Annotated in this window: 8 protein-coding genes, 2 tRNA genes and 6 rRNA genes; 14 read left to right on the forward strand and 2 right to left on the reverse strand. The window is 39.5% G+C overall.

Annotated elements, in window-relative coordinates; all coding sequences use genetic code 11:
* Positions 1-18: 18 nt before the first annotated feature.
* The 7 genes from A7L45_RS00355 to A7L45_RS00385 all read left to right on the forward strand — a co-directional run bounded on the left by A7L45_RS00355 (position 19) and on the right by A7L45_RS00385 (position 8819).
* A complete protein-coding gene (locus tag A7L45_RS00355; protein ID WP_071610954.1) occupies positions 19-1263 on the forward strand; it encodes a DUF1015 domain-containing protein in 1245 nt (414 codons plus the stop codon).
* Positions 1264-1446: 183 nt separating this feature from the next.
* Positions 1447-2211 carry a tRNA threonylcarbamoyladenosine dehydratase gene (locus A7L45_RS00360; RefSeq protein WP_071610955.1) on the forward strand — a complete coding sequence of 255 codons (765 nt, stop codon included), beginning with the start codon at positions 1447-1449 and terminating at the stop codon, positions 2209-2211.
* A 113-nt stretch (positions 2212-2324) separates the two neighbouring features.
* Positions 2325-3266 (forward strand): GNAT family N-acetyltransferase, encoded by a 942-nt coding sequence (locus A7L45_RS00365; protein ID WP_071610956.1) that lies wholly within the window; start codon positions 2325-2327, stop codon positions 3264-3266.
* 546 nt (positions 3267-3812) lie between these two features.
* Positions 3813-5326 (forward strand): 16S ribosomal RNA (locus A7L45_RS00370).
* Between the two features lie 298 nt (positions 5327-5624).
* Positions 5625-8563: ribosomal RNA gene (locus A7L45_RS00375) — 23S ribosomal RNA — on the forward strand.
* A gap of 58 nt (positions 8564-8621) precedes the next feature.
* Positions 8622-8738: ribosomal RNA gene (gene rrf, locus A7L45_RS00380) — 5S ribosomal RNA — on the forward strand.
* Together the 16S, 23S and 5S rRNA genes with 1 tRNA gene alongside form the textbook arrangement of a ribosomal RNA operon.
* Before the next feature lie 5 nt (positions 8739-8743).
* Positions 8744-8819: transfer RNA gene (locus A7L45_RS00385), tRNA-Phe, on the forward strand.
* A gap of 32 nt (positions 8820-8851) precedes the next feature.
* On the opposite strand, the gene A7L45_RS00390 is transcribed toward A7L45_RS00385, so the two are convergent.
* Complete coding sequence (locus A7L45_RS00390; protein WP_071610957.1) at positions 8852-9541, reverse strand: uracil-DNA glycosylase; 690 nt, start codon at positions 9539-9541, stop codon at positions 8852-8854.
* A gap of 206 nt (positions 9542-9747) precedes the next feature.
* Here A7L45_RS00390 and A7L45_RS00395 point away from each other — a divergent pair, with 206 nt between their 5' ends.
* From A7L45_RS00395 to A7L45_RS00425, 7 genes are all read left to right on the forward strand, one after another.
* Entirely contained in the window at positions 9748-10623 is an 876-nt protein-coding gene (locus A7L45_RS00395) for a YitT family protein (protein ID WP_071610958.1), read from the forward strand.
* Positions 10624-10782: 159 nt separating this feature from the next.
* Positions 10783-11001, forward strand: coding sequence for a DUF3892 domain-containing protein (locus A7L45_RS00400; RefSeq protein WP_071610959.1), 219 nt, complete (start codon positions 10783-10785; stop codon positions 10999-11001).
* Between the two features lie 542 nt (positions 11002-11543).
* Positions 11544-13057: ribosomal RNA gene (locus A7L45_RS00405) — 16S ribosomal RNA — on the forward strand.
* A gap of 299 nt (positions 13058-13356) precedes the next feature.
* Positions 13357-16295 (forward strand): 23S ribosomal RNA (locus A7L45_RS00410).
* A 73-nt stretch (positions 16296-16368) separates the two neighbouring features.
* Positions 16369-16485: ribosomal RNA gene (gene rrf, locus A7L45_RS00415) — 5S ribosomal RNA — on the forward strand.
* A gap of 6 nt (positions 16486-16491) precedes the next feature.
* Positions 16492-16567: transfer RNA gene (locus A7L45_RS00420), tRNA-Lys, on the forward strand.
* Positions 16568-16717: 150 nt separating this feature from the next.
* Positions 16718-17911, forward strand: coding sequence for a mechanosensitive ion channel family protein (locus A7L45_RS00425; protein ID WP_071610960.1), 1194 nt, complete (start codon positions 16718-16720; stop codon positions 17909-17911).
* A gap of 97 nt (positions 17912-18008) precedes the next feature.
* Here A7L45_RS00425 and A7L45_RS00430 read toward each other — a convergent pair whose 3' ends face one another.
* The gene (locus A7L45_RS00430) at positions 18009-19277 is read right to left on the reverse strand and encodes an Nramp family divalent metal transporter (protein ID WP_372445284.1); all 1269 of its coding nucleotides are present in this window, start codon (positions 19275-19277) and stop codon (positions 18009-18011) included.
* Between the last annotated feature and the right edge of the window lie 239 nt (positions 19278-19516).

A 19516-nucleotide genomic window follows, 5' to 3' on the forward strand; every position in this document is an offset into this window, starting at 1 on the left:
ATCACGGGAGGAACAATTATGGCTATAGTAAGGCCTTTTAAAGCATACAGACCACAATTAGATTTAGTAGAAAAAGTAGCAGCTCTTCCTTATGATGTTATGGATAGTGAAGAGGCCAGAGAAATGGTAAAGGGGAAACCTTATTCATTTTTACATGTTGATAAAGCAGAAGTAGATTTACCAAAAGGTATAGATGTACATGATAAGCAAGTTTATTTAAAGGCTAGAGAAAATCTTCAAAAGATGATTAGTGATAAAGTGTATATTCAGGATAAAGAACCATGCATGTATATTTATAGACAAATAATGGATGGAAGGTCTCAAACAGGTATAGTTGCTTGTGCATCAATAGATGATTATATAAAGGACACAATTAAAAAACATGAGTTAACAAGAGCCGATAAAGAGCTTGATAGATTTAATCATGTCGATTATACAAATTGTAATACTGGTCCAATATTCTTAACATATAGACATAAGGATGAAATAGATGATATAGTAAAAAATTGGACTGAAACAAAATCTCCATTATATGATTATAAATCAGAAGATGGTGTGTCACAAATCATTTGGGTTATTAATGAGGAATCTATTATAAATAAACTATCTGATATATTCGCCAAGACCGATTATTTATATATAGCCGACGGTCATCATAGATCAGCTTCTGCTGTCAAAGTCGGATTAAAGCGAAGAAAAGATAAGCTATCTTATACTGGTGATGAGGAATTTAATTACTTCTTATCAGTTATATTTCCAGATAATGAGTTATATGTAATGGACTATAATCGAGTGGTTGCAGATTTGTTTGGAAACTCTTTCGATGAATTTATGAATAAAGTCTCTGAGAAATTTCACATTACGACCTTTGATGGTATTGGTCAATTTAAGCCAGAAGTACAAAGGACATATGGGATGTTTCTAGAGGGAAAATGGTATAAATTAGAGGCTAAAGAAGGAACTTTTAATTTGAAGGATCCAGTAGAAAGATTAGATGTATCAATTTTGCAGAAGAATTTATTAGATCCGATTCTAGGAATTGATGACCCAACAACAAATTCTAGAATTGATTTTGTAGGTGGTATCAGAGGGCTTGGGGAACTTGAAAGAAGAGTTAGGTGTGGTATGAAAGTTGCATTTTCTATGTGTCCTACAACTATGGACGATCTTATCGATATAGCGAATGCAGGCAAAACGATGCCTCCTAAATCAACTTGGTTTGAACCAAAATTACAAAGTGGAATATTTGTACATGAATTGTAATTTTATGTAGTGGTAAAAATGAATTGTTGAAATAGTTATAAAGGCTACGCATATGCGTGGTCTTTATAACTATTTGGGGTATAATTAGATTATGATATCAAATTATTATTAATTAATAAATACGAAAGTAATAAAAAGTATAAAACATTTACGATAAAATATATTTTGAAGGAGAAAAAACATATGCCACAGCATGCATTGTCAAGAACAGAGTTACTTATAGGCATGGATAGCCTAAACAAGTTAAAAGAGAGTAAGGTAGTAGTATTTGGAATAGGCGGAGTTGGCAGTTATACCGTTGAAGCATTAGTAAGAGCAGGCATTGGAAAAATAGTATTAATAGATGATGATACAATATGTTTAACAAATTTAAATAGGCAAATTCATGCTACTCATAAAACTATAGGTAAAAGCAAGGTTCTAGTAATGAAGGATAGAATACTCGAAATAAATCCTAAGTGTGAAGTTATTACTTATGAAACATTTGTGACAGCAGATAATATGGGAGATATAATTACTGAAGATACAGATTATGTAGTAGATGCTATAGATACTGTAGCTTCAAAAATATCTTTAGTTGAGTACTGCACGAAGCGGGGTATCAAAATTATATGCTGCCTTGGAACAGGTAATAAATTAGACCCAACTTTATTTAGAGTTGTAGATATTTATGATACAAAAGTATGTCCGCTTGCAAGGGTTATGAGGCAGGAACTTAGGAAGAGAAATATCGACAAATTAAAGGTGGTTTATTCACAGGAAGTTCCTATAAAACCAAAGTCAGACGAGGTTATAACATGTAAAGAAGGTTGTGTATGTACCGGGGGTTCAAAGAAATGTGCTATGAAAAGACAGATCCCGGGTAGCATATCTTTTGTTCCACCAGTGGCAGGAATGATAATTGGTGGTGAAGTGATTAAGGATTTAATAAAAAAGGTTAATATTTAATAGTTTTATTATGAGAAATGAACAAGGGTGTAAGTTTAAGCACCTTTTGTTATTTTTGTTAATGAATATATTTATGATCTAAATTACTATTATTGTAGACAAAGGGGTTAAAAATGAACAAAGGTAAGTATGTTAATTTAGAAGCTTTAAAGGGTAACGAGAGAGAGTATATTATAAAAGATAATAATTATATTATACTGGGAAGAATATTTATAGTTGAATTAGATAAAGAAAACAAGTTTTGCCAATTTAGAATAAAATTTCATAAACATACCAATGGAAGTTACGAGTATTTAAAAGATACATTAAATCTCATGCTGAATATTTTGTTTAAAAATATGGGAATAAATAAAGTGGATGTTATTGCTGATGAGAATATAAATGTAAGTGCCTTTACTGATCTAGGATTTGAATTAGAGGGTATAATAACTGATAGTGTGGTAAATAAATCTGATTATCAATCAGAGGTGATGTTTGGTATAAACGCCTTTAGATTTAATAAGAATTCAATAAGGAGAGATTTAGATATTAAAGGTAGGAATATTAGTATTCGGGCATTGACTCCAGGGGATGCGCAGGAGGTATTAGGGTTTCATTTAAGGAATAGAAAATATCTGAGTTGTTTTGAACCGGTTAGGGATGAAACATTTTATACTTTAGACAATCAAAAACGTACTTTAACAGAGGGATATAAACAATTTTTAAATGGTAGTGGTGTTAATTTTGGAATATATAAGGCTAAGAAACTTATTGGGAAAATAAGAATATCGAATATAGTTATTGGTGTTTTTAAAAATGCCTTTATAGGATATTCTATGGATGAGGAAGAACAAAATAAGGGATATATGAAGGAGGCTGTTAAGCTTGCAGTAACATATGCATTTGAAGAATTAGAATTGCATAGAGTCGAAGCTAGTACTTTGATAAATAATGAAAAATCACAAAGAGTTTTAAAAAATTGTGGATTTAAGGAACTTGGTATAAGTGAAAAATATTTATACATTAATGGCGAATGGAGAGATCACATGGTTTTTTATAAGGTAAAAAACATTTAATTAACTAAATATAATTTAAATCATAATCTTGATTACAGCGGATATTAGCAAAAATACTTTTTTATTATAGTGTAAACTTTGAATTTATGTTAATAGATATGTATACTAGTCCTAGTGTATCAACATGAGAGAAACGTAGAATAAGTAAGAAAATAAGATTATTATGTACTTATGTTGTCTTAAATAATATATACCATAAAACGGATAAAAATAATTATGATAAGATATTACATGTTGCTGCTGTTTTGCAATGAAACATTAATCAAGATAGTAAAAGACTTAATTAAAAAAAGTAAAATGCTATTGACAAACGATTAAACAACTGATAGAATAGTAGAAGTCGTCACATGATGACAAAGCAAATTGGTCTTTGAAAATTAAACAGAGAAATAGGTAAAGAAATGAAATAATATTTTATTTTAACCAGTCAATTACTTTAGTAAAAGTAATATTTTAGTCGTAAGGCTAAAAAGTATGTAATGAGCTTGCTAACCAACTTAACAGTTGGCGCAGATTAATTATTTCAACTAAAAAAGTGTAAACTTTTAAATTGAGAGTTTGATCCTGGCTCAGGACGAACGCTGGCGGCGTGCCTAACACATGCAAGTCGAGCGATGCGATCCTTCGGGATCAATTAGCGGCGGACGGGTGAGTAACACGTGGGTAACCTGCCTCAAAGAGGGGAATAGCCTCCCGAAAGGGAGATTAATACCGCATAATATGTTTTGATCGCATGATCTTAACATCAAAGGAATTTTTCGGAATTTCACTTTGAGATGGACCCGCGGCGCATTAGCTAGTTGGTGAGGTAAAGGCCCACCAAGGCAACGATGCGTAGCCGACCTGAGAGGGTGATCGGCCACATTGGAACTGAGACACGGTCCAGACTCCTACGGGAGGCAGCAGTGGGGAATATTGCGCAATGGGGGAAACCCTGACGCAGCAACGCCGCGTGAATGATGAAGGCCTTCGGGTTGTAAAGTTCTGTCTTCTGGGACGATAATGACGGTACCAGAGGAGGAAGCCACGGCTAACTACGTGCCAGCAGCCGCGGTAATACGTAGGTGGCAAGCGTTGTCCGGATTTACTGGGCGTAAAGGATGCGTAGGCGGACATTTAAGTCAGATGTGAAATACCCGAGCTTAACTTGGGTGCTGCATTTGAAACTGGGTGTCTAGAGTGCAGGAGAGGTAAGTGGAATTCCTAGTGTAGCGGTGAAATGCGTAGAGATTAGGAAGAACACCAGTGGCGAAGGCGACTTACTGGACTGTAACTGACGCTGAGGCATGAAAGCGTGGGGAGCAAACAGGATTAGATACCCTGGTAGTCCACGCCGTAAACGATGAATACTAGGTGTCGGGGGTCGAACCTCGGTGCCGCCGTTAACACATTAAGTATTCCGCCTGGGGAGTACGATCGCAAGATTAAAACTCAAAGGAATTGACGGGGGCCCGCACAAGCAGCGGAGCATGTGGTTTAATTCGAAGCAACGCGAAGAACCTTACCTAGACTTGACATCCCTTGCATAACTCAGAGATGAGTGAAGTCCTTCGGGACAAGGTGACAGGTGGTGCATGGTTGTCGTCAGCTCGTGTCGTGAGATGTTGGGTTAAGTCCCGCAACGAGCGCAACCCTTATCATTAGTTGCTACCATTAAGTTGAGCACTCTAGTGAGACTGCCCGGGTTAACCGGGAGGAAGGTGGGGATGACGTCAAATCATCATGCCCCTTATGTCTAGGGCTACACACGTGCTACAATGGTGAGTACAAAGAGATGCAAGACCGCAAGGTGGAGCCAAACTCAAAAACTCATCCCAGTTCGGATTGTAGGCTGCAACTCGCCTACATGAAGCCGGAGTTGCTAGTAATCGCGAATCAGCATGTCGCGGTGAATACGTTCCCGGGCCTTGTACACACCGCCCGTCACACCATGAGAGTTGGTAACACCCGAAGTCCGTGAGGTAACCGTAAGGAGCCAGCGGCCGAAGGTGGGATCGATGATTGGGGTGAAGTCGTAACAAGGTAGCCGTAGGAGAACCTGCGGCTGGATCACCTCCTTTCTAGGGAGTAGATGTATTGACTTCGGTCGATGCAATAGAAGAATTTAATTATTCTTCAAAATATCTATTGTAATTACTCGTTCCTATTTCTCTGTTTAATTTTGAGAGACTAATTATATTAACTCTTAGGAGCTAATTAATTAATAGTTTTTCTTAAAATGTTCTTTGAAAATTGCACAGTGTATAAAATTGTTTTAAAAAGATTTAGATCCACGAGAGTGGTTATAGGTTAATTTATTATGATTTCGCAAAATTAATATTAAGAAACAAAACGTTTATGAAAATAAACAGAATCAAAGGTCAAGCTACAAAGGGCGCATGGCGAATGCCTTGGCACTAGGAGCCGAAGAAGGACGCGTTAAGCTGCGATAAGCTTTGGGTAGGCGCAAATAGCCTGTGATCCAAAGATTTCCGAATGGGGGAACCCACATAGTAACAACTATGTACTGCATACTGAATAAATAGGTATGCAGAGGTACACCCGGGGAACTGAAACATCTAAGTACCCGGAGGAAGAGAAAGAAATATCGATTTCCTAAGTAGCGGCGAGCGAAAGGGAATGAGCCCAAACCTAAGTCTTTGACTTAGGGGTTGAGGATAGATCATAAATACTGCAATTCTTTAATTGAAGATAGCTGGAAAGCTGCTCCGCAGAAGGTAATAGGCCTGTAAATGAAAAGGAAGAACAGTCAGATCTAATCCAGAGTACCACGAGACACGTGAAACCTTGTGGGAAGCTGGGAGGACCACCTCCCAAGGCTAAATACTACCTAGTGACCGATAGTGAAGAAGTACCGTGAGGGAAAGGTGAAAAGAACCCCGGAAGGGGAGTGAAATAGAACCTGAAACCGTGTGCCTACAACCGGTCGAAGCACTTTTTATGTGTGACGGCGTGCTTTTTGTAGAACGAGCCAACGAGTTACGATATGTAGCAAGGTTAAGTACTTAAGGTACGGAGCCGAAGGGAAACCGAGTCTGAATAGGGCGTTCTAGTTGCATGTCGTAGACCCGAAACCGGGTGACCTATCCATGGCCAGGATGAAGCGGAAGTAAAATTCCGTGGAGGTCCGAACCACGTTGGTGTTGAAAAACCATGGGATGAGCTGTGGATAGCGGAGAAATTCCAATCGAACTCGGAGATAGCTGGTTCTCCTCGAAATAGCTTTAGGGCTAGCGTCGATTAATTGAGTAATGGAGGTAGAGCACTGAATGGGCTAGGGGCTGACAACAGTTACTGAACCCTATCAAACTCCGAATGCCATATACTTTTATTTCGGCAGTCAGACTGCGAATGATAAGATCCGTAGTCAAAAGGGAAACAGCCCAGACCATCAGCTAAGGTCCCAAAGTGTAAGTTAAGTGGAAAAGGATGTGGGATTTCTAAGACAACTAGGATGTTGGCTCAGAAGCAGCCACTCATTCAAAGAGTGCGTAATAGCTCACTAGTCAAGAGATCCTGCGCCGAAGATGTCCGGGGCTAAAACTTACCACCGAAGCTATGGGTTTACACAATTGTGTAAGCGGTAGAGGAGCTTTCTGTACTGGCTGAAGTCATACCGTAAGGAGTGGTGGACGGTACAGAAGTGAGAATGTTGGCATGAGTAGCGAGAGTTAAGTGAGAATCTTAACGGTCGAAAACCTAAGGTTTCCTGAGGAAGGCTCGTCCTCTCAGGGTTAGTCGGGACCTAAGCCGAGGCCGAAAGGCGTAGGTGATGGACAATCGGTTGATATTCCGATACCACCAATGGACGTTATTAGAAATGGGATGACGCAGGAGGATAAGATGTGCACACTATTGGATGTGTGTCTAAGCATTTAGGCGGAGCAAGCAGGCAAATCCGTTTGCTCTTAACGCTGAGATGTAATGGGGAAGGCAATTTATTGCTGAAGTATCTGATTCCACGCTGCCAAGAAAAGTCTCTATCGAGGATATTGGTGCCCGTACCGCAAACCGACACAGGTAGGTGAGGAGAGAATCCTAAGACCATCGGAAGAATTACTGTTAAGGAACTCGGCAAATTGACCCCGTAACTTCGGGAGAAGGGGTGCCTACGTAAGTAGGTCGCAGAGAATAGGCCCAAGCAACTGTTTAGCAAAAACACAGGTCTCTGCTAAAGCGAAAGCTGATGTATAGGGGCTGACGCCTGCCCGGTGCTGGAAGGTTAAGGGGATTAGTTAGCTGAGAGCTTGCTCTCGGCGAGGCTATGAACTTAAGCCCCAGTAAACGGCGGCCGTAACTATAACGGTCCTAAGGTAGCGAAATTCCTTGTCGGGTAAGTTCCGACCCGCACGAATGGCGTAATGATTTGGGCACTGTCTCAACAGTACATCCGGCGAAATTGTAGTTCCAGTGAAGATGCTGGATACCCGCGATTGGACGGAAAGACCCCGTAGAGCTTTACTGTAGCTTAGCATTGAATTTCGGTATTGTCTGTACAGGATAGGTGGGAGACTAAGATACATGGGCGTCAGCCTGTGTGGAGTCATCCTTGGGATACCACCCTGACAGTACTGAGGTTCTAACTGGAGGCCATGAATCTGGTCACAGGACATTGTTAGGTGGGCAGTTTGACTGGGGCGGTCGCCTCCGAAAGAGTAACGGAGGCGCCCAAAGGTTCCCTCAGCGCGGTTGGAAATCGCGCGAAGAGTGCAAAGGCAGAAGGGAGCCTGACTGCGACACTTACAAGTGGAGCAGGGACGAAAGTCGGGCTTAGTGATCCGGTGGTACCTCGTGGGAGGGCCATCGCTCAACGGATAAAAGCTACCTCGGGGATAACAGGCTGATCTCCCCCAAGAGTCCACATCGACGGGGAGGTTTGGCACCTCGATGTCGGCTCGTCGCATCCTGGGGCTGAAGTAGGTCCCAAGGGTTGGGCTGTTCGCCCATTAAAGCGGCACGCGAGCTGGGTTCAGAACGTCGTGAGACAGTTCGGTCCCTATCCGTCGCGGGCGTAGGAAATTTGAAGGGAGCTGTCCTTAGTACGAGAGGACCGGGATGGACAAACCTCTGGTGCACCAGTTGTCACGCCAGTGGCATCGCTGGGTAGCTATGTTTGGAAGGGATAAACGCTGAAAGCATCTAAGCGTGAAGCCCACCCTAAGATGAGATTTCCCATTGTCCACACGTAAGTGTGGTGCAAGTAAGACTCCTGGAAGACCACCAGGTTGATAGGTTAGAGGTGTAAGCATGGTAACATGTTCAGCTGACTAATACTAATAAGTCGAGGGCTTGACCAAGATATAATAATAAAATGCGAAAACACTGTGCAATTTTGAGAGAATATTTATATTCTCATCTGGTGATTATGGCCTGAAGGTAACACCCGTTCCCATACCGAACACGAAGGTTAAGCTTCAATGCGCCGATGGTACTGCAGGGGTGACCTTGTGGAAGAGTAGGTTGTCGCCAGGTTACATGGCTAAATAGCTCAGTCGGTAGAGCAGAGGACTGAAAATCCTCGTGTCCCTGGTTCGATTCCGGGTTTAGCCACCAAAAACGTCTTAGATAATTCTAAGACGTTTTTTTTAGCGTTTTTTATCAGAATAATTATTAATTTGCCAGTCAATTGCCTTTTCACCTACTGATAACAAAAAACTATTAGTTTTAGAAAAAGGTTTACTGTTAAAAAAACCTCTGTATGCAGATAATGGACTTGGGTGAGCAGACTTTATTATGTAATGTATTGGATTTGTTAAAAGAGATTGTTTTGATTGAGCATTATTACCCCATAAAATAAAAACTATAGGTTTTGTTTTCTCATTTAACAAAGTGATAATTTTATCAGTAAAATTTTCCCAACCTTTGTTTTTATGAGAATTAGCCTCTCCGGATCTAACGGTAAGGACTGTATTTAATAATAAAACGCCTTGATCAGCCCATTTCTTTAAATAACCGGTGTTTGGTATATAACAACCTAAATCGGTATTTAATTCTTTATATATATTTAATAATGAAGGGGGAATCCTTACGCCTGGATTTACAGAAAAGCTTAAGCCATGAGCTTGACTAGGACCATGGTAAGGGTCTTGACCAAGTATAACAACATTTACGTCAGTATATGAAGTATATTTAAGTGCATTAAATACATCCTTTAATTCAGGATATATCAAAGAACTTTCATATTCTTCTTTTAAAAAGTATTTCAATTTTAAATAATAATCTTTGTTAACTTCATCTAATAAAAGTTCATTCCAATTATTTAATAAATTATTCATAAAATCACCTCACTTAAGTGTATCATAAATATTTTTATTTGGCTAAAATAAGTGGTTTATTTAAATTAATAAGAAGTTAAAGTATAAGACAGTTGTATTTAATATTTTAAGGATTAAATGGTATATAATTATATCGAATATAAAAATAGTGCATAAAATAACCAATAGTTGTATGCTAGTCAAGTATAAGATAAGGAGGATAAGCTATGCAAAAGATAGCTAGTAATGATTTAAAAGATTTAATTAAAAAAATATTTCTTATTATTTTAGGAAGTTTAATTTTAGCTATTGCAATAAATCTATTTGTAATTCCAAATAAACTTCTTAGTGGAGGCATTTCGGGAATAGGGTTAATGCTGCAGTATACATTTAATCTTCCTATGGGTGCGACGATATTAGTATTAAATATCCCACTGCTTATATTAAGTATTTTTAAAATAAATAAGAAATTCACTGTATTTACAATATTAGGAACAATATCGTTATCAGTTTTTTTGACTATTACAGTGCACTTAAATAATGTTCTCGCCCCGGTTGAGGAGTCTTATAGGCTACTATATTGTATATATGGGGGAGCGCTTTCAGGGATAGGTCTTGGAATCATTTTTTCTAATGAAGGATCTACAGGGGGCCTGGATATTGTAGCTGTATATGCTAAAAAGAAATATGGGATAGAAGTAGGCACAGTAATCTTTGCAATAAATGTTTTGATTGTGGCTGTTGGATCTGTAATATTTAATTTTAGAGTTGGATTATATACTTTAATTTCTATGTATATTAATTCTACTGTCATGGAAAAAGTTGTTAATGGGTTAAATCGTCGAAAAATGCTTCTAATTGTATCAGAAAAAGAAAAAGAAGTAAGTGATGCGATAATGGATAATTGCCATAGAGGAGTAACTCTATTATACGGGGAAGGTGCATACACTAGTCATAAGAAAAATATAATGTATTGTGTTGTTTCCTTAGGACAATTACCACAAATTAAAAGAGTAATAAAATCAATAGATCAAGGAGCTTTTATTTCTATAATAGATATAGCTGAGGTTCAGGGTAATGGATTTAAAAGTCCAATAAATTAGGAGTAGAAAAATATAAATAATAATTAATATAATTTATAGTAATAAAATATTAGAAATAAGGGAAATACTAAACCTGTAGTGTAAAAGTTAACGTGTGGAGTTAATAAAAATTCTAACACTTGAACTATACCTATACTAATTGATAAGGAGATGTGTTTTATGAAGATAGTTAAGGTTAGAAAAAATGCAGATGGAGATATTACAAATGTATTAACTAGTGCTGGTGAAGAATTAGATGTGAGCAAAGCGCTAGCTTTAGCAAAGATAGGGACAGTAGAGTCAGTGATTGTTGGTAAAAATAGAAATGGAAATGATGTTATAAAGTCATCACCTAATAGTACTATAGAAGATAATTTAGATAATCTCCCAACTTTCTAATATAAAATGGTTAAGTCCTCTTCATTTACTATCTAATTAATGTAGGGGCATATATTTTACTTGTTAGTAATAGATAGAATTAATTAATTTTGATAGGTATACTATTCCTAGTGTGTCAGTATAAAGAAAGTGTATGATACAAGAGTATTACAGAGATTAATACGTATAATTGTCGTATTAAAGAAAAAGACCAAAACTGATTATGGTCAAAGATGATATTATATTACTTGTCGCTGAGATTGAGTGGCAGTAAAGTACAAAAGCATAAGGAAACAACAGATAAAATGATTTGAAAAAACTGTTGACAACTTAAGCAATAACAGATATAATAGTAGAAGTCGTCACATGATGACAAATAAAATTGGTCTTTGAAAATTAAACAGAGAAATAGGTAAAGAAATGAAATAATATTTTATTTTAACCAGTCAATTACTTTAGTAAAAGTAATATTTAGTCGTAAGACTAAAAGTATGTAATGAGCTTGCTAACCAACTTAACAGTTGGCGCAGATTAATTATTTCAACTAAAAAAGTGTAAACTTTTAAATTGAGAGTTTGATCCTGGCTCAGGACGAACGCTGGCGGCGTGCCTAACACATGCAAGTCGAGCGATGCGATCCTTCGGGGTCAATTAGCGGCGGACGGGTGAGTAACACGTGGGTAACCTGCCTCAAAGAGGGGAATAGCCTCCCGAAAGGGAGATTAATACCGCATAATATGTTTTGATCGCATGATCTTAACATCAAAGGAATTTTTCGGAATTTCGCTTTGAGATGGACCCGCGGCGCATTAGCTAGTTGGTGAGGTAAAGGCCCACCAAGGCAACGATGCGTAGCCGACCTGAGAGGGTGATCGGCCACATTGGAACTGAGACACGGTCCAGACTCCTACGGGAGGCAGCAGTGGGGAATATTGCGCAATGGGGGAAACCCTGACGCAGCAACGCCGCGTGAATGATGAAGGCCTTCGGGTTGTAAAGTTCTGTCTTCTGGGACGATAATGACGGTACCAGAGGAGGAAGCCACGGCTAACTACGTGCCAGCAGCCGCGGTAATACGTAGGTGGCAAGCGTTGTCCGGATTTACTGGGCGTAAAGGATGCGTAGGCGGACATTTAAGTCAGATGTGAAATACCCGAGCTTAACTTGGGTGCTGCATTTGAAACTGGGTGTCTAGAGTGCAGGAGAGGTAAGTGGAATTCCTAGTGTAGCGGTGAAATGCGTAGAGATTAGGAAGAACACCAGTGGCGAAGGCGACTTACTGGACTGTAACTGACGCTGAGGCATGAAAGCGTGGGGAGCAAACAGGATTAGATACCCTGGTAGTCCACGCCGTAAACGATGAATACTAGGTGTCGGGGGTCGAACCTCGGTGCCGCCGTTAACACATTAAGTATTCCGCCTGGGGAGTACGATCGCAAGATTAAAACTCAAAGGAATTGACGGGGGCCCGCACAAGCAGCGGAGCATGTGGTTTAATTCGAAGCAACGCGAAGAACCTTACCTAGACTTGACATCCCTTGCATAACTCAGAGATGAGTGAAGTCCTTCGGGACAAGGTGACAGGTGGTGCATGGTTGTCGTCAGCTCGTGTCGTGAGATGTTGGGTTAAGTCCCGCAACGAGCGCAACCCTTATCATTAGTTGCTACCATTAAGTTGAGCACTCTAGTGAGACTGCCCGGGTTAACCGGGAGGAAGGTGGGGATGACGTCAAATCATCATGCCCCTTATGTCTAGGGCTACACACGTGCTACAATGGTGAGTACAAAGAGATGCAAGACCGCAAGGTGGAGCCAAACTCAAAAACTCATCCCAGTTCGGATTGTAGGCTGCAACTCGCCTACATGAAGCCGGAGTTGCTAGTAATCGCGAATCAGCATGTCGCGGTGAATACGTTCCCGGGCCTTGTACACACCGCCCGTCACACCATGAGAGTTGGTAACACCCGAAGTCCGTGAGGTAACCGTAAGGAGCCAGCGGCCGAAGGTGGGATCGATGATTGGGGTGAAGTCGTAACAAGGTAGCCGTAGGAGAACCTGCGGCTGGATCACCTCCTTTCTAGGGAGTAGATGTATTGACTTCGGTCGATGCAATAGAAGAATTTAATTATTCTTCAAAATATCTATTGTAATTACTCGTTCCTATTTCTCTGTTTAATTTTGAGAGACTAATTATATTAACTCTTAGGAGCTAATTAATTAATAGTTTTTCTTAAAATGTTCTTTGAAAATTGCACAGTGTATAAAGTTATTTTAAAAAGATTTAGATCCACGAGAGTGGTTATAGGTTAATTTATTATGATTTCGCAAAATTAATATTAAGAAACAAAATAGTTTATGAAAATAAACAGAATCAAAGGTCAAGCTACAAAGGGCGCATGGCGAATGCCTTGGCACTAGGAGCCGAAGAAGGACGCGTTAAGCTGCGATAAGCTTTGGGTAGGCGCAAATAGCCTGTGATCCAAAGATTTCCGAATGGGGGAACCCACATAGTAACAACTATGTACTGCATACTGAATAAATAGGTATGCAGAGGTACACCCGGGGAACTGAAACATCTAAGTACCCGGAGGAAGAGAAAGAAATATCGATTTCCTAAGTAGCGGCGAGCGAAAGGGAATGAGCCCAAACCTAAGTCTTTGACTTAGGGGTTGAGGATAGATCATAAATACTGCAATTCTTTAATTGAAGATAGCTGGAAAGCTGCTCCGCAGAAGGTAATAGGCCTGTAAATGAAAAGGAAGAACAGTCAGATCTAATCCAGAGTACCACGAGACACGTGAAACCTTGTGGGAAGCTGGGAGGACCACCTCCCAAGGCTAAATACTACCTAGTGACCGATAGTGAAGAAGTACCGTGAGGGAAAGGTGAAAAGAACCCCGGAAGGGGAGTGAAATAGAACCTGAAACCGTGTGCCTACAACCGGTCGAAGCACTTTTTATGTGTGACGGCGTGCTTTTTGTAGAACGAGCCAACGAGTTACGATATGTAGCAAGGTTAAGTACTTAAGGTACGGAGCCGAAGGGAAACCGAGTCTGAATAGGGCGTTCTAGTTGCATGTCGTAGACCCGAAACCGGGTGACCTATCCATGGCCAGGATGAAGCGGAAGTAAAATTCCGTGGAGGTCCGAACCACGTTGGTGTTGAAAAACCATGGGATGAGCTGTGGATAGCGGAGAAATTCCAATCGAACTCGGAGATAGCTGGTTCTCCTCGAAATAGCTTTAGGGCTAGCGTCGATTAATTGAGTAATGGAGGTAGAGCACTGAATGGGCTAGGGGCTGACAACAGTTACTGAACCCTATCAAACTCCGAATGCCATATACTTTTATTTCGGCAGTCAGACTGCGAATGATAAGATCCGTAGTCAAAAGGGAAACAGCCCAGACCATCAGCTAAGGTCCCAAAGTGTAAGTTAAGTGGAAAAGGATGTGGGATTTCTAAGACAACTAGGATGTTGGCTCAGAAGCAGCCACTCATTCAAAGAGTGCGTAATAGCTCACTAGTCAAGAGATCCTGCGCCGAAGATGTCCGGGGCTAAAACTTACCACCGAAGCTATGGGTTTACACAATTGTGTAAGCGGTAGAGGAGCTTTCTGTACTGGCTGAAGTCATACCGTAAGGAGTGGTGGACGGTACAGAAGTGAGAATGTTGGCATGAGTAGCGAGAGTTAAGTGAGAATCTTAACGGTCGAAAACCTAAGGTTTCCTGAGGAAGGCTCGTCCTCTCAGGGTTAGTCGGGACCTAAGCCGAGGCCGAAAGGCGTAGGTGATGGACAATCGGTTGATATTCCGATACCACCAATGGACGTTATTAGAAATGGGATGACGCAGGAGGATAAGATGTGCACACTATTGGATGTGTGTCTAAGCATTTAGGCGGAGCAAGCAGGCAAATCCGTTTGCTCTTAACGCTGAGATGTAATGGGGAAGGCAATTTATTGCTGAAGTATCTGATTCCACGCTGCCAAGAAAAGTCTCTATCGAGGATATTGGTGCCCGTACCGCAAACCGACACAGGTAGGTGAGGAGAGAATCCTAAGACCATCGGAAGAATTACTGTTAAGGAACTCGGCAAATTGACCCCGTAACTTCGGGAGAAGGGGTGCCTACGTAAGTAGGTCGCAGAGAATAGGCCCAAGCAACTGTTTAGCAAAAACACAGGTCTCTGCTAAAGCGAAAGCTGATGTATAGGGGCTGACGCCTGCCCGGTGCTGGAAGGTTAAGGGGATTAGTTAGCTGAGAGCTTGCTCTCGGCGAGGCTATGAACTTAAGCCCCAGTAAACGGCGGCCGTAACTATAACGGTCCTAAGGTAGCGAAATTCCTTGTCGGGTAAGTTCCGACCCGCACGAATGGCGTAATGATTTGGGCACTGTCTCAACAGTACATCCGGCGAAATTGTAGTTCCAGTGAAGATGCTGGATACCCGCGATTGGACGGAAAGACCCCGTAGAGCTTTACTGTAGCTTAGCATTGAATTTCGGTATTGTCTGTACAGGATAGGTGGGAGACTAAGATACATGGGCGTCAGCCTGTGTGGAGTCATCCTTGGGATACCACCCTGACAGTACTGAGGTTCTAACTGGAGGCCATGAATCTGGTCACAGGACATTGTTAGGTGGGCAGTTTGACTGGGGCGGTCGCCTCCGAAAGAGTAACGGAGGCGCCCAAAGGTTCCCTCAGCGCGGTTGGAAATCGCGCGAAGAGTGCAAAGGCAGAAGGGAGCCTGACTGCGACACTTACAAGTGGAGCAGGGACGAAAGTCGGGCTTAGTGATCCGGTGGTACCTCGTGGGAGGGCCATCGCTCAACGGATAAAAGCTACCTCGGGGATAACAGGCTGATCTCCCCCAAGAGTCCACATCGACGGGGAGGTTTGGCACCTCGATGTCGGCTCGTCGCATCCTGGGGCTGAAGTAGGTCCCAAGGGTTGGGCTGTTCGCCCATTAAAGCGGCACGCGAGCTGGGTTCAGAACGTCGTGAGACAGTTCGGTCCCTATCCGTCGCGGGCGTAGGAAATTTGAAGGGAGCTGTCCTTAGTACGAGAGGACCGGGATGGACAAACCTCTGGTGCACCAGTTGTCACGCCAGTGGCATCGCTGGGTAGCTATGTTTGGAAGGGATAAACGCTGAAAGCATCTAAGCGTGAAGCCCACCCTAAGATGAGATTTCCCATTGTCCACACGTAAGTGTGGTGCAAGTAAGACTCCTGGAAGACCACCAGGTTGATAGGTTAGAGGTGTAAGCATGGTAACATGTTCAGCTGACTAATACTAATAAGTCGAGGGCTTGACCAAGATAACATAAGTAACAATTAATATTAATAATGCGATAATACTGTGCAATTTTGAGAGAATATTTATATTCTCATCTGGTGATTATGGCCTGAAGGTAACACCCGTTCCCATACCGAACACGAAGGTTAAGCTTCAATGCGCCGATGGTACTGCAGGGGTGACCTTGTGGAAGAGTAGGTTGTCGCCAGGTAAACATGGTTTACTAGCTCAGTTGGTAGAGCACATGACTTTTAATCATGGTGTCCGGAGTTCGATTCTCCGGTAAGCCACCAAAAAAAGACACTTCATATGAAGTGTCTTTTTTTGTACGGCTTATATACTAATAAAAAAATGATTCTTCATATATAATCTATTGAGTAAATAACATTATTAGTTTAAAATGATTATATACTTAAACATAGGATAAAAGGGAGTGTGATTGTTTGTTTAAATCGATAGTAGATTTTTTTGCAAAAGATGGAATACAAGGTTTTTTTAGTGGATTAACATATGTTAAACTTAGATATGTTGGATTTGCTATTGGAGTTTTCGTGTTATTTCTATTACTAAAAAAAATATTTGCGAAGTATGTATTTAAAATAATATTAAAACTTGTTAATAAAACAAAATTTAATGCAGATACAAAAATAGTAGCTGCTTTTGAAAGACCATTGATTAATTTTTTCGAAGTACTGGGATTGTATTTTGCTTTTAAAATTTTAACAAATGCATTCTATATAGGGCTTGTGGTTATAAATAATATTTTTAGTTCTGCCATAATAGTATTAATTTCATGGGGACTTTACAATCTTACAGGGGAATCTTCACTTTTATTTGAGAGAATGCATAAAGCATATGATGTAAAAGTCGATAAAATATTATTCCCATTTATATCAAAAACATTAAGATTAATAGTAATAGCGTTAGCTATTACAATAATAGCTGAAAAATGGGGATATAACATTCAAGGGTTTATTGCGGGACTTGGACTAGGTGGATTGGCATTTGCACTAGCTGCTAAAGATGCAGCTGCTAATATTATTGCGGGTATGTCTATAATATTAGATAAACCTTTTACTATTGGAGACTGGGTTAAAAGTGATGTGTTAGAAGGTAGTATAGAAAATATTTCTTTTAGAACTACTAAAATAAGAACTATCGATGAAGCATTAATAATAGTGCCTAATTCGAAATTAACTAATGAAGCAGTAACAAATTTTAGTAGAAGAGGTAAACGAAGAGTTACTTTTAGTTTAGAACTAAATTATATAACATCTAGGCAAAAATTAGAGATTTGTGTCTCAAGAGTTAGGAGTATGTTAGAGAATCATCCTCAGGTTAATAAGGAAGGGATTCTTGTTAGGTTTGATAAATTGAGTGCGGCTAGTTTAGATATTATAGTATGTTATTTCGCTGATACACCAGATTTTGATGAATACTTTAGAGTAAAAGAAGATATAAATTTTGAAATATCGGATATACTGCATCAAGAAGAGATTTTAATGGCATTTCCGAGAAGTGGTATTTATGTGGATAGTTTACCTGATGAAGGTAAAAAAGACTATATAAAATCACTAGATATGATTCAAAATAAGGATATCTCAACAGAGGATATTAATGAAGATAACGATAAGTAAGAAGGGTTCTAAAGTTTTAGGTTAGAGCAATTGTAAATTAAAAGATATAGCCATAACTAATGAAGTTATGGCTATATCTTTTTTATGTTTTGTGGATTTACGCTATGAGGCTTAGTAATAGCATTATATTAAGCCCGGTTACTATAAGTCCAACAATCCAAAGAGTTATTTTACTTAGTGTACTGTTAGCATATTTGCCCATAACTTTTTTAGAAGAAGTTAAATATATCTGTAGAAATATAGTTATTGGAAGCTGTATACTTAAGAGCATTTGTGAGTAGATAAGACCTTTAAAAGGATTTGTTATAAAAAATATAGCTATTGTAGCACCAATTAAAGTAATTCCTATTCCAAGTTTAGTGTATACATTGTTAATATCATAATCTTTACCGAATATTCCTGCAAAAATACTTCCGCCTGCCATGCCTGCGGTGACTGAGGAAGAAATTCCGGCAAAAAGGAGGGCTATAGCGAAAACAATTGATGCTGTATTTCCAAGTAGAGGTGTAAGCATTTGTTGAGCTTGACTAAGTTCTGTAACTTGAACCTTTTGTGCAAAAAAAGTAGTTGCTGCGATAAGGATCATAGCGCTATTTATAGCCCAACCTACTATCATTGAAAAAAAAGTATCCATAAATTCATATTTAAGTTGCTTCTTTATTATACTCTCATCTTCTAGATTCCACTGACGACTTTGTATTACTTGTGAATGCAAAAATAAATTATGAGGCATTACTACAGCTCCTAGGACACTCATTATTATTGGGAGGGATCCACTTGGGAAAGAAGGTTTAATCCAGCCCACCATAGCTTTACCCCATTCTACATGCACAAGGCTCAATTCGAATAAGAATGATATTCCTATAAGCGAGACAAAGCCAATAATCCATTTTTCTAGTTTTTTATAAGAATTTGTACATAATATCCATAATATAAAGCATAAAACTAATATTGTTCCAAGTTTTAAAGGTATACCAAATAGCATATTTAAAGCAATAGCTCCGCCTAGAAGCTCTGCAAGGGCAGTAGAAACTGCGGCTATTACAGCGGAACCAAGCACCACGCGATTAAGCTTTGGGTTTAATGTGGCAGTAGATGCTTCCGATAGACAATTGCCGGTTACAATTCCAAGGTGGGCAGCATTATGTTGAAGAAGAATAAGCATAATTGTTGAAAGGGTTACCATCCAAAGTAGAGCATATCCATATTCGCCACCGGCAGAAATATTTGAAGCCCAGTTCCCTGGATCGATAAATCCTACTGTTACTAAAAGGCCTGGGCCTATATATCTTATAAAATTTAATGCTTTAAGTTTAGGTTCATGCTTTTTTTTAAAGAGATTCTTAATAGATGATAAGTTCAATATAACACATCCATTCTATATTATTCCTACAATATATACTATGTGGTAACTATTATTTGGATCAACAAAAGTGCATAAATAAAGAAAATAAAAATAATTTATGAATGAGTTTAATAATGTTAAATAAATTAGATATAGCGGAAAAATTACAAATAGTCATTAAAAGTGGATATTTGAGCTATATAATAACCATAAACAATAAATTATAATAAGGGGAGTATGAAAGAGAAATAAACAAATAC

This window comes from Clostridium estertheticum subsp. estertheticum (assembly GCF_001877035.1).
Lineage (GTDB): Bacteria > Bacillota > Clostridia > Clostridiales > Clostridiaceae > Clostridium_AD > Clostridium_AD estertheticum.

Bases quoted from the DNA above. Each gene is read 5' to 3' on its own strand.
- A7L45_RS00390 (WP_071610957.1), bottom strand. From the start codon at position 9,541: ATGAATAATTTATTAAATAATTGGAATGAACTTTTATTAGATGAAGTT.
- A7L45_RS00365 (WP_071610956.1), top strand. From the start codon at position 2,325: ATGAACAAAGGTAAGTATGTTAATTTAGAAGCTTTAAAGGGTAACGAG.
- A7L45_RS00400 (WP_071610959.1), top strand. From the start codon at position 10,783: ATGAAGATAGTTAAGGTTAGAAAAAATGCAGATGGAGATATTACAAAT.
- A7L45_RS00355 (WP_071610954.1), top strand. From the start codon at position 19: ATGGCTATAGTAAGGCCTTTTAAAGCATACAGACCACAATTAGATTTA.
- A7L45_RS00395 (WP_071610958.1), top strand. From the start codon at position 9,748: ATGCAAAAGATAGCTAGTAATGATTTAAAAGATTTAATTAAAAAAATA.
- A7L45_RS00360 (WP_071610955.1), top strand. From the start codon at position 1,447: ATGCCACAGCATGCATTGTCAAGAACAGAGTTACTTATAGGCATGGAT.